This is a genomic window from Rhodococcus sp. Leaf225 (assembly GCF_001426145.1).
Lineage (GTDB): Bacteria > Actinomycetota > Actinomycetes > Mycobacteriales > Mycobacteriaceae > Rhodococcoides.
This window is the reverse complement of record NZ_LMRN01000007.1, coordinates 39,806-51,707: the sequence shown is the minus strand read 5'-3', so window position 1 is coordinate 51,707 and position 11,902 is coordinate 39,806. Positions and strand designations below refer to the sequence as shown.

At 68.6% G+C, this 11,902-nt stretch carries 12 protein-coding genes; 9 read left to right on the top strand and 3 right to left on the bottom strand.

The window, feature by feature from the left end; all coding sequences use genetic code 11:
- Positions 1-53 precede the first annotated feature (53 nt).
- Entirely contained in the window at positions 54-485 is a 432-nt protein-coding gene (locus ASG69_RS00315) for a DUF6153 family protein (RefSeq protein ID WP_056446472.1), read from the bottom strand.
- 363 nt (positions 486-848) lie between these two features.
- Here ASG69_RS00315 and ASG69_RS00310 point away from each other — a divergent pair, with 363 nt between their 5' ends.
- The 7 genes from ASG69_RS00310 to ASG69_RS00280 all read left to right on the top strand — a co-directional run bounded on the left by ASG69_RS00310 (position 849) and on the right by ASG69_RS00280 (position 7,723).
- Entirely contained in the window at positions 849-2,915 is a 2,067-nt protein-coding gene (locus ASG69_RS00310) for an MMPL family transporter (RefSeq protein ID WP_082544620.1), read from the top strand.
- A 25-nt stretch (positions 2,916-2,940) separates the two neighbouring features.
- A complete protein-coding gene (locus ASG69_RS00305) occupies positions 2,941-3,360 on the top strand; it encodes a DUF302 domain-containing protein (RefSeq protein ID WP_027504396.1) in 420 nt (139 codons plus the stop codon).
- 60 nt (positions 3,361-3,420) lie between these two features.
- Positions 3,421-3,690 (top strand): metal-sensitive transcriptional regulator, encoded by a 270-nt coding sequence (locus ASG69_RS00300; protein ID WP_027504397.1) that lies wholly within the window; start codon positions 3,421-3,423, stop codon positions 3,688-3,690.
- A complete protein-coding gene (bla, locus tag ASG69_RS00295) occupies positions 3,687-4,610 on the top strand; it encodes a class A beta-lactamase (RefSeq protein WP_162246777.1) in 924 nt (307 codons plus the stop codon). The genes ASG69_RS00300 and bla overlap by 4 nt, the downstream gene beginning before the upstream one ends.
- Before the next feature lie 53 nt (positions 4,611-4,663).
- Positions 4,664-5,815, top strand: coding sequence for an SGNH/GDSL hydrolase family protein (locus ASG69_RS00290; protein WP_027504399.1), 1,152 nt, complete (start codon positions 4,664-4,666; stop codon positions 5,813-5,815).
- A 137-nt stretch (positions 5,816-5,952) separates the two neighbouring features.
- Complete coding sequence (locus tag ASG69_RS00285; RefSeq protein ID WP_056446466.1) at positions 5,953-6,627, top strand: hypothetical protein; 675 nt, start codon at positions 5,953-5,955, stop codon at positions 6,625-6,627.
- 46 nt (positions 6,628-6,673) lie between these two features.
- On the top strand, positions 6,674-7,723 hold the full coding sequence (locus ASG69_RS00280; protein WP_235578788.1) for an ABC transporter substrate-binding protein: 1,050 nt from the start codon (positions 6,674-6,676) through the stop codon (positions 7,721-7,723).
- Between the two features lie 13 nt (positions 7,724-7,736).
- Here ASG69_RS00280 and ilvD read toward each other — a convergent pair whose 3' ends face one another.
- Positions 7,737-9,575 (bottom strand): dihydroxy-acid dehydratase, encoded by a 1,839-nt coding sequence (gene ilvD, locus ASG69_RS00275; RefSeq protein ID WP_056446463.1) that lies wholly within the window; start codon positions 9,573-9,575, stop codon positions 7,737-7,739.
- A gap of 99 nt (positions 9,576-9,674) precedes the next feature.
- Between ilvD and ASG69_RS00270 the strand changes: the two genes are divergently transcribed.
- Together ASG69_RS00270 and ASG69_RS00265 are read left to right on the top strand one after the other, a co-directional pair.
- Complete coding sequence (locus tag ASG69_RS00270) at positions 9,675-10,511, top strand: helix-turn-helix transcriptional regulator (protein WP_056446460.1); 837 nt, start codon at positions 9,675-9,677, stop codon at positions 10,509-10,511.
- A 38-nt stretch (positions 10,512-10,549) separates the two neighbouring features.
- Positions 10,550-11,509 (top strand): phosphoglycerate dehydrogenase, encoded by a 960-nt coding sequence (locus tag ASG69_RS00265; RefSeq protein ID WP_056447466.1) that lies wholly within the window; start codon positions 10,550-10,552, stop codon positions 11,507-11,509.
- A gap of 144 nt (positions 11,510-11,653) precedes the next feature.
- On the opposite strand, the gene ASG69_RS00260 is transcribed toward ASG69_RS00265, so the two are convergent.
- Entirely contained in the window at positions 11,654-11,869 is a 216-nt protein-coding gene (locus tag ASG69_RS00260; protein WP_056446457.1) for a hypothetical protein, read from the bottom strand.
- Positions 11,870-11,902 lie beyond the last annotated feature (33 nt).

The window sequence follows — 11,902 nt, the reverse complement described above, 5'->3', positions numbered from 1 at the left end:
GGGGTCTGAATCGACGTGCGATCCGCCGGGGCATCACTGCCCCGGGCTCCCCGTCACACCCGCAGAAGTACCGAGTCGTCCAGCGAGGACAGCGCCCATGGTGGAGCTCGACCTGCGCGGGCGACGATCACGACGACACGGTCGGATGCGTCATCGAGCGCCGGCAGGCACTCGACGGCCCCGATCGGGACCGACATCGGCGGGAACGAGGTGACCGTCCCGATGCACGGATGCATCATGTCGTGACCGCCGGGACACGGCAGTCGCTCCGCCGCCGGACCGGGCTCCGCGATGTGCGTGGCGGCGTCAGCGTGGACCTCCGCGTCCATCGACGCGTGGTGGTTCGGCATCGCTTCATGGGCCGCGGCGGTCTGGACGGGCACCACCATGTGCATCAGCACCACGCCCAGTGCGATCGAGACGGCCCACCAGGCCATCGGCACAGCGAGGGTCAGCGAACGTCGCTGCCGAAGACTGTGCAACACGGGCCCCAGCGTACCGACGAGTACCCCCTGGGGGTACGTCGGCGGTCGTCGCACCGACACCCGGCAACCTCGGTCAGATACCCCAGGGGGTACTTGCATACCCCCCCTCGTATGTGACACGGTGTGCGCAGTACAGCGGATCGAACGCGGAAGGAGTGTCCTGTGGGCCCCCTTGCCGAATGCTCACAGTTCCACCGCTGAGCACACCCTCACACCACTTCTCGACGATGGCCGATCCAGGCCGCTCAGATACCCCCACCCGTATAGGAGTCCACCGTGTCCCAGTCCGACACCGTCGCCGAATCCCTGCCAGGCGACCACCACGACAGTGCCCCCGGCCGCCTCGGCCGGTGGGGCGCAGCCATGGTCACCCGCCGCCGCTGGGTCTTCGGCACCTGGCTGATTCTGCTGATCGCCCTCGGATCCGCTGCACCGTCGGTGTTCTCGTCCCTCGCCGGCGCCGGGTGGCAGGCGAACGGATCGGAATCGGTGCAGGTCCGCGAGCTCGCCGAGGAGCACTTCGGCGGCAACTCCTCCGCCGCGGTGCAGGTCGTCGTCCACAGCGACTCCGGTGCGCTGAGCGACCCGGCAGCGACCGCCGCGCTCACCGGCGCGACCGACATCCTGAACGCGGACCCGCGTTTCGGTGAGATCGTGCCCCCGCAGCCGGGGATGACGATCAGCCCGGACGGACGCACCGGCATCCTCATCGCCGGCGCCGACGGCACCACCGACGAGATGGTCACCGCCGTCGACGACGTCAAGGACCAGCTCACCGCACTCTCCGGCGACGGTGTCGAGGTCTACCCCACCGGAGCGTCGGCGCTGTGGTCGGACTTCGACAAGGCCAACCACGACGCGATGATCCAGGCCGAACTCATCTCCTGGCCCGTCACCCTCGCCATCATGGTCCTCGCGTTCGGCTCGCTCGTCGCCGCCGGACTCCCGCTGCTCTTGACCATCGCCGGTCTCGTCGCCTCCGCCGGCGGGCTGGTCCTGCTCAACGAGATCACCCCGATCTCGGTGTGGGCCATGAACTTCGCCATGATGTTCGCCCTCGCACTCGGCATCGATTACGTACTTTTCCTCGTCGCCCGCTTCCGCGACGCCCTGCGCTCCCGCGATCCCCGCGCGGCCGTCGCCGAGACCATGGACACCGCCGGCAAAGCCGTGGTCCTGTCCGGACTCACCGTCCTCGTCAGCTTGTCCGCCGTGCTGATCGTCCCCGCCCCCGCGGTGCGGACCATGGCCGTCGGGATCATGCTCGCCGTCACCTTCGTCCTGCTCGCCACCCTCACCCTGCTCCCCGCCGCCCTCGGCGCGCTCGGACCGAAGGTCGATGCCGCGTCCCTTCCCTACGCCAAGCGTCAGCAGCACCGCTCGTCGGTGTTCGCCGCGTGGGGCGCTCTCCTGCACAAGCACCCGTGGCCGTTCGCGCTCGCCTCGATCGGGGTCCTCGTCGCACTCGCACTGCCGGTCCTGGGCCTGAAGGTCGCGATGCCGTCGATCTCCGTCGTCCCCGAGGACGCACCCGTGCGGCAGGGCTACGCCCTCGTCCAGCAGCAGTTCGGAGACGGCGCCCCCGGCGCACTGCAGATCGTCGTTCCCTCGGCCGGCGCCGCCGACACGGCCGCCGCCGCGGCGCAGATATCCGGAATCGCCATGGTCACCCCACCGCAACCCGCCGCCGACGGCTCCGGCTACGCACTCCTGCAGGCGATCCCGGCGGTCGACCCCTCCGACGAGTCGATGAGCACCATCCTCGCCGACCTGCGCGGCGAGCTCCCGGAGTCGGCGCTGGTCGGTGGCGCACCCGCGGAGAACCTCGACCTGCAGCAGGCCCTGAACGACTATCTGCCGCTCGTCGTCACGATCATCCTGATCCTCGGGTTCGTGCTGCTCCTCGTCGCACTGCAGGCACCCCTGATCGCGTTCCTGGGCACCGCGGTCAGCTTGCTCTCCACCGCCGCCGCGTTCGGCGTCGCGAAGCTGATCTTCCAGGACGGGCACGGCGCCTCGCTGCTCGGCTTCACCCCGCAGGGCTTCCTGAACGGGTGGGGACCGGTGTTCTTCTTCGCGATGATCTTCGCCATCGCCATGGACTACACCGTGTTCCTCCTCGCCACCGCCAAGGAGCACGTCGAGCGCACCGGCGACGCGACGACGGCGATGATCGACGGTCTCGCCCACTCCGGGCGGGTCATCTTCGCCGCGGCCGCGGTGATGGTGGCGGTGTTCTTCACTTTCGCCCTCGCCGACCCGCTCCCGCCGAAGGAGATGGGCATCATTCTCGGCGTCGCCGTTCTTCTCGACGCGGTGCTCATTCGATTGATCCTGCTGCCCGTCCTGCTCCGACTGACCGGTTCCGCCGCCTGGTGGTCACCGGCCTGGCTCCGCAAGGCCCTCCCGTCCATCAGCTTCTCCCACTGACACCCCCGACCGAAGGACGACACTCGTGACCATCGCTCTGACCACCACCCTGACCGACACCGACTTCGACACCGCCGTCCAGCGCACCCGAGACGCCTTGGCAGAGCAGGGTTTCGGCGTGCTCACCGAGATCGACATGCAGGCCACCCTGAAAGCCAAGCTCGGTGAGGACATGGAGCGCTACCTGATTCTCGGCGCGTGCAACCCGCCCCTGGCCCACCGCGCCGTCGGCGTCATGCGACAGATCGGCCTGCTGCTCCCCTGCAACGTCGTCGTCCGCGAGGACCCGGACAACGCCGACGTGATCATCGTCGACGCCATGAACCCCGACATCATGGTCCAGTCGACCGGAGTGCCGGCGCTCGGCGACGTCGCCCACGACGCAGCGACCAAGCTCCGCGCTGCCATCGCCACGCTCGCCGACGAACCGGCACCCGGACACTGAGACTCTGATGCCCCCGGGGGTACCATCGACAGCTCACGGCAGTTCTGACAGGAGTTCATCATGGTCGGCGACGACGACAGCATCGCACTGGTACTCAACCGACTCCGGCGCGCCAACGGCCAACTCACCGGGGTCATCTCGATGATCGAGAACGGCCGCGACTGCAAGGAGGTCGTCACCCAGCTCGCCGCCGTCTCGCGCGCGCTCGACAGGGCAGGGTTCAAGATCGTCGCCACCGGCCTGCGCGAATGTATGACCGGTGCCACCGCCGACAACAAGGAACCCATGACCGAGGCGGAACTCGAGAAGCTGTTCCTCGCACTCGCGTGACGAGACGAGCACTCCTGCACACGGCGGCCCGACCGCGCGTCGCGCTCGCTGTCGTCGCCCTGGCCCTCACCGCGTGCGCTCCGTCGGGCGGTGTGCCCGTCTCGCCGGCTCCCACGTCGAGTCGAGCAGAGCGCGACGACGTCTCGACCGGACTGCAGGCTGTCGAGGAGCGCTACGACGTGACGGTGGGTGTCAGCCTCCTGAACACCGGGACCGGCGAGACGATCAGCTATCGCGGAGCCGAACGTTTCGGTTTCGCTTCGACAGTGAAGGTGTTCCTGGCAGCCGAGTTCCTGCGACGAACCCCTGAGGACGCTCGGGACGACCTCGTGAGGTGGACCGCGGCCGACATCGAGCGCGCGGGATATTCACCGGTGACCACGGCACGTCTGGACACCGGACTCACGGCGGCCGAGTTGGCGGAAGCGGCCGTGCGGGAGAGCGACAACACGGCGACCAACCTCGTGTTCGACCAAATCGGCGGTCCCGCAGAGCTCGATGCGGCTCTGTCCCGACTCGGCGACGATGTCACGGACATCGTCGACGTGGAGCCGGGCCTCAACACGGTCGGACCCGACAGCACCGGAAACACCACCACCGCCGACGCGTTCACGACGAGTCTGGCCGCACTGCGGGGTGCCGGCTCGTCGACCGATGCCGACGCAGCGACCCTGGCCGAGTGGATGAGCGGGAACGCCACGGGCGACGCACTCGTCCGCGCGGGGGCGCCGAGCGGATGGACGGTGGCCGACAAGTCGGGTGGCGCCGGGGCCGTGCGGAACGACATCGCCGTCGTCACACCACCCGGCCGTCCCCCGCTGGTACTGACGGTGCTGACACGGAAGAACGACGCCTCGGCACCGTACGAGGACGCCGCGGTGAGCGAGAGCGCCGCGGTCGTCCTGAACACCGTTCGGTAGCCCCTGAACACCGTTCGGTAGCCCCTGAACACCGTTAGGTAGTCTCGGAAAGTATGATCACCGCACCACTCAACGACGACATCGTCCTCGGTGCAGCCGAGCTCGAACGCGTGGATCGGGGCGTGCGCCCACACCGGCTCCCCCGTGCCGTCCGGCAACGCGATGCGGACCCGCAGCTCGCGATGATGGAGGCGCAACCGTCCGGAGTACGTATCGCCGCGCGCACGACCGCCGTCCAGATGGTCCTCGAGGTCCACACCACGCGCATGACCTACCGGGGTGTGATGCGCGACCGGGGCGCCGTCGACGTGGTGGTGAACGACTCGATTCTTCAGTCGCACGTGCTCTCGGGCGGTGACACCGTCGAGATCGATCCGACCACCGGGACGAGCACGGTCCACCCGGGAACGACGGAACGCATCACCCTCACCGATCTGCCGGCCGGGGAGAAGACGGTCGAGATCTGGCTCCCCCACAACGAACAGGTGGATCTGGTCTCGCTGTCCGCTGATGCCGTTCTGCACCCGGCGCCGACGAGCGGACCGAGGTGGCTGCACCACGGCAGCTCGATCAGCCAGGGATCCAACGCCGCGAGCCCCACGCGCATCTGGCCTGTCGTCGCGGCCCGTCGTGCCGGCGTTCGGCTGCGCAACCTGGGTTTCGGGGGCAGCGCCTTCGTCGATCCGTTCATGGCTCGCGTCGTGCGGGACTCCCCCGCGGACGTCATCAGCGTCAAGCTGGGCATCAACGTCGTCAACCTCGATGCAATGCGCCTTCGTTCGTTCGTTCCCGCAGTTCACGGGTTCCTCGACACCGTCCGCGACGGGCACCCGACCACACCGCTGCTGCTGATCTCGCCGATCCACTGCGCGATCCACGAGAACACTCCGGGACCCGGGGCGATCGATCCCGACTCGTTCGCCGCCGGCTCCGCGAGATTTCGCGCGACGGGCACGGAGGGCGACATCGCGCTCGGACGCCTGACACTTCGCGTGATCCGAGACGCGCTCGCTCAGATCGTCGACAGTCGATCGGACGACCCGAACCTCCACCACCTCGACGGACTGCTGCTCTTCGGCGAGGACGACGAACGGCGCCACCCACTTCCGGACAACCTGCATCCCGACACCGACGCCCACGCCGTCATGGGACAGCGTTTCGCGGACATCGCCTTCGGCCCGTCAGGGCCGTTCGCGCCGGGGTGATCACGGGGCGTGGGCCCGACCGGGGAACGTGAGTGTGACCAGTCGGTGCATTCTCACGGAATGCGCGTGGGGTGGCGAGAATGGGGGTAGTCCCGAGTGAAGCGCGGCACCCGCGCACCGAGAGAGGACGACCCTCGATGGTGAGCGCGGGGAACCACGACGGCGGGCTTCGCACGTCGATCATCACCGACATCGTGGATGTCTGTGTCGATCTGACGGGGGCCGACGGCGCCGCCCTGGTTCTGGTCCCGCCCGGCGACTGGTCGGTGCAGAATGTCGCGCACGTGACAGACGCGACGGCGGCCCGCGTCGCACGGGAACTCCAGGCAATCGGGCTCGGTCCGGTCGTCGACGCTCTCGCCGACGGTGCGGTCCACGATGCCGCGGTGGAGGATTCACTCGATCGCCTGCGGTGGCCGCAGGTGACCGGCGCCCTGAGCGTCCTGGGCGTCGGGTGGCTACGGGTGTTCCCTGTGGGCCCCCGCGCCCGACCGTCGGGAACCTTGCAACTTCACCGACGCACCTGGAGAGGTCGAGGGTGGTCGACGGAGCTCGACGGCCCTCTCGGCCGACTGGCGCACTCTCTCGGCATTCTGTGCGCCACCGACTTCGCCGCCGAGAACGGTGCACAGCCCGGCCCCGACACCGACGTGGTGCACACGGCGATCGGAATGATGGCCGCCAGGCACGAGCTTTCCGTATCCGCCGCATCCGCACTTCTGCGCGCGGTCGCTGATTCTCACGGGCGCTCGTCGGTGGCGCAGGCACGGGTCATCGTCGATTCAGTCGGGCGACGGGGAACCGGCACCTGACCTCGTTGATTGCATAATAAGGGCAGCCTACCCTTAGCATCAAGGCATGATGCGTATTCCCGGCAGCGTTCCACGATGGACGAGACGCTCGATCACAGTTCTCATCGCCGCCGTGGCGGTGACCGCGCACCTCGTCGGCTGCAGCTCGTCGGACCCCGCTGACCCCGGTTCGGCGACGACCGCCGATGCGTCGTTCCCGAAGACGTTGCGGCACATGTACGGCGAGACCGTCCTCGACTCGACACCCGCCCGCGTGGCCACCTGGGGTGCCGGCGCCACGGATGCCGTGCTGGCTCTCGGGGTGATGCCGGTGGCCATGCCGTCGACCACGTACGGCGGCGGTGACGACCTGACGTACCCGTGGATCGCCGAGTCGATCGCCCGGAACGGCGGTGAGGCACCGGCTCTCCTGGACGACGTTTTGGGTCCCCTGTCGGTCGAGAAGCTCGTCGCAGCCGACCCCGACGTCCTGCTGGCACCACATTCCGGCCTCACTCGGAGCGAGTACGACGCGGTCACATCGGCCGGCATTCCCGTGGTCGCACCGCCGTCCGAGCTCTGGTCGACTCCGTGGCGAGACACGATCGGTGTCACCGGTGAGGTTCTCGGAAAGAGCGTCGAGGCAACGGAACTCGTGTCAGAACTGGACCAGCAGGTCGTCGATGCCGGCGCAGGACACCCCGAGTTCCGAGACCGAACCATCGCCTACGTGTCCGAGGCGCAGGACGTCTACTACCTCCTGCTTCCCTCGGACCCGCGCGTCGAGCTGCTCGAGAACCTGGGATTCACGTCCGATCCGTCCGTCACCGAACTGGCGACCGGTGATTCCACGTTCTCGACCGCGGTGTCGTCCGAGGAGATCTCCCGAATCGATGCCTCTGTCGTCTTCACACAGGTGGACACGGACGCGGCACTCCGGGAGTTCCTGTCATCCGACGTGTCGCGGCAGATCCCCGCTGTGGCGGCAGGTGCCGTCGCCGGATTCGTCGGCCAGGAAGCCGGGGCCGCCATCGGCCCGACGGCACTGACGATTCCCTACTTCCTCCCGACTCTCGTCGACGGCTTGGCGACGGCGGTCGACGCAACGGAGCGGTGACGAACCACGGGACTCACCGGAGCGAATCGACGTCGCGCACCGCACCCTTGTCTGCGGACAGTGCGAGCGCGGCGTACGCACGGAGAGCGACGCTCACCTCGCGCTGCCTGTGGCGGGGCCGGAAGCCGTCGAGGGCAGAACGCCGTTGCGCGAGCACGCTGTCGGCGACGTCCAGTGTGATCGAGCGGTGCGGGATGTCGATGGTGATGCTGTCCCCGTCCTCGACCAGAGCGATCACGCCACCCGCGGCCGCCTCCGGAGACACGTGCCCGATCGACAGACCCGATGTCCCGCCGGAGAAGCGGCCGTCGGTGATCAGCGCACACGATGCCCCGAGGCCGCGACCCTTGAGAAATGCTGTCGGATAGAGCATCTCCTGCATTCCGGGCCCACCGCGCGGACCCTCGTACCGCACGACCAGCACGTCGCCGGCCACGATCCGTCCGGACAGGATGGCGTCACATGCGTCCTCCTGCGACTCCACGACCACGGCCGGGCCGGTGAAGGTGAGGATGGAGTCGTCGACGCCCGCCGTCTTCACCACACACCCGTCGGCGGACAGGTTGCCGCGCAGAACCGCCAGGCCGCCGTCGGCCGAGTACGCGTGCTCCACATCGCGGATGCATCCGCCGGCGGAGTCGAGATCCAACGTCTCCCAACGCTCGGACTGCGAGAACGCAGTGGCGGAACGCACGCATCCCGGTGCGGCGTGGAACAACTCGATCGCGGCCTCGTCGGCACACCCGGACCGGACGTCCCACCGGTCGAGCCAGTCGGCGAGAGACTCCGAATGCACCGTGTGCACGTGATCGTGCAGATGCCCGCCCCTGCGGAGCTCACCGAGAATGGCGGGCACTCCACCGGCGCGGTGCACGTCCTCGACGAGGTAGTGCCCGTTGGGTGCCACCTTGCACAGACATGGGACCATCCGCGAACGCTTCTCGATGTCGTCGAGGCTGTAGTCGAGTTCAGCCTCGCGTGCCGCGGCCAGGAGATGCAGGATCGTGTTCGTCGACCCACCCATCGCGATGTCGAGGGCCATGGCGTTGTCGAACGCAGCGCGTGAGGCGATCTGCCGAGGAAGGACCGACTCGTCGTCGTGGTCGTACCACCGACGGCACAGATCGACCACGGTGCGCCCGGCATTCTCGTAGAGGTCCCGACGCGCCGTGTGCGTGGCGAGCGTGGTTCCGTTGCCCGGCAGAGCGAGCCCCAGCGCTTCGGTCAGGCAGTTCATCGAGTTTGCCGTGAACATGCCCGAGCAGCTCCCGCACGTGGGGCACGCTGACTCCTCCACGCGTGCCAGGTCCTCGTCCGAGACGTCACCGGCGGCGGCATCGGACATGGCGGACACCAGGGTGAGTCGGGTTCGCACGGTGCCGTCGACGAGCACTGCGGTGCCACCCTCCATCGGACCGCCCGAGACGAACACCACCGGGATGTTCAGTCGCAGTGCGGCCATGAGCATCCCGGGGGTGATCTTGTCGCAGTTCGAGATGCACACGAGAGCGTCCGCGCAGTGTGCGTTCACCATGTACTCGACGGAGTCGGCGATGAGATCGCGGGAGGGCAGCGAGTAGAGCATCCCGCCGTGTCCCATCGCGATGCCGTCGTCGACCGCGATCGTGTTGAACTCGCGCGGAATGCCGCCGGCTGCGGTGATCGCGTCCGAGACGATGCGGCCGACCGGCTGGAGATGGGTGTGGCCGGGAACGAACTCGGTGAAGCTGTTCGCGACGGCGATGATCGGCTTACCGAAATCGTCGCCGTTCACCCCCGCGGCGCGTAGTAGCGCGCGGGCCCCCGCCATGTTGCGTCCGTGCGTGACGGTTCTCGATCGAAGTGCAGGCATGGGGACGACGATGCCGGTCGAATGCCGCCGCAGGAAGACAGCTCCGGTACTGGTATCACCACCACCACCTTCACGCGTGGACGATCGTAGAGTTGCCGTGTGACCACCGACCGGGACTTCGCCGCGCGCCGTGAGCTGGGAGCTTTCCTGCGCGCCCGCCGCTCGGCACTGCCACGGTCGCGGCTCGGGTTGCCGCCCGTTCCGCGGGGCCGGTCGACAGGCTTACGTAGAGAGGACGTCTCGTCGCTGTCCCATGTCAGCGTCACCTGGTACACCTGGCTCGAACAAGGGCGGGACATCCACCCGTCACGCCAAGTCCTCGATGCCGTCGCCGCGACGCTCCACCTCACGCCTGCCGAGCACGATTACGTTCTCGACCTCGCGGGACACCCGCCGACGCCGACCCCGTCGAGCGCGGAGACGACGCCTCCGGCCGTGCAACGTCTGCTCGATGCCCTCACCGATTTCCCCGCGTTCGCTCTCCGTCCGGAGTGGACGATCGCCGGATGGAATCGTGCGTACCGTGCGTTGTTCCCCCGCATCGAGACCGTGGAGGCAGCGGACCGAAACCTTCTGTGGCTGGTCTTCACCGACCCGTACGTGCGCGAATTGCTCCCGCACTGGGAGTCCGACAGCAGACGCTTCCTCGCAGAGTTCCGGGCGGACGGAGGCGCCGCCCTCGGCACTCCCTCCTTCACGGACCTGGTCGATCGGCTCCGCTCGACGAGTGACACGTTCGCCGACGGGTGGGACAACCGCGACATCGAGGGATTCGCCTCACGTGAGCGCGTCTTCCGGCACCCTGTCGTCGGAGAGCTGCGCTTCGAGCACCACCAGTTGGCGCCGACCGATCACAAGGACCTGAACATCGTCGTCTACCTTCCTGTCGCGGGCACCGACACTCGCGAGAAGGTGCAGCGCCTGATCGGCGAGTGACGCCGTTCCGGATCGGCACGGACATGAAAGAGGGACAGATGGCTACCGTCCTCATCACCACCGACTACCTCCACCCCGGCGACGACGTCGACACCCTGCTCCGTGCGCACGGTCACGAGACCGTCCACTCCCCCGCCGTCGGGCCCCGCCCCGACGGTGAGATGGCCGCGCTCCTCGCCGCGAGTGACGCTGCCATCATCGCCAGCGAACCCGTCACCGCCGCCATGCTCGCCGCGGCCCCGTCCCTCAGCGTGATCGCGCGCAGCGGAGTCGGGTACGACTCGGTCGACATCGAGGCCGCCACCGCTCACGGCGTCCTCGTCTGCAACACCCCCGGAGCCAACCGCCATGCGGTGGCCGAGATGACCCTCGCTCTGCTCCTGATGTGCGCGAGGCGGATCGGCGAGACCACCGACGGCGTGCGGCGCGGAGAGTGGCCACGCCACGACACTCGACAGCTACGGGGCGCGACTCTCGGCATCATCGGCCTCGGGCCGAGCGGACGGGCCGTCGTGGACCTCGCTCACGCGTTCGGCATGACCGTCCTGATCTCCACCGGCCATCCCGACCCCGCACTCGAGGTCACCTACGTCGACAGAACCACTCTGCTCCGCGAGTCCGATTTCGTCAGCCTCCACGCCCGTGCCGGCGGCGCACCCGTCATCGACGCCGCGGCACTGGCCCAGATGAAACCCTCTGCCTACCTGGTCAACACGGCCCGCGGATCGATGGTCGACGAGGATGCCCTCGTCGACGCGCTCCGCGACCACACCATCGCGGGAGCGGCGCTCGACGTCTTCGCCACCGAACCACCGAACCCGGACAACCCGCTCCTGGCCATGCCCACGGTCGTGGCCACCTCACACCTGGCCGGTCAGACCCGCGAGGCGCGCACCGATGCGGGTACCGCGGCCGCCGAGTCCGTCGTCGCAGCACTGGCCGGTCGGCCGGCCGCGGGTGCGATCAACGAGTCGGCGGTGGCGACGAGACGACCCTGAGCCGCCGCCGGACGGGGCCCCTGGACCATGCAGGAGTACCCCCCGGTCGGCGTCAGGTCGACGAGCTCGTGCGGTCGACGGCGTCCCCGAGGCGGTACAGCCAGTCCGTGTACTCGTCACAGGGGGTGGGACGCTTCGTCGCGGTCAGCGGGTGCGTGATCGGCGCCGGGCCCCTCCGACATTGACGACCAGCGCAACGAGTGCCAGCACCACCGCGACGACCCACGCATCGGGGTCCACCGCGTGTACGAGGATCACGGCACCGAGGACGACGAGCGCAGCGAGCGCGACCACCCCGAGCCCGGGGCCGCCGAGCGCTGTGCGGGTGCGACGGTCCAGAGCGCCGAGTCGTGTCCTCACACGTCGACCCTACGACGTCGAATCCACCGGGCA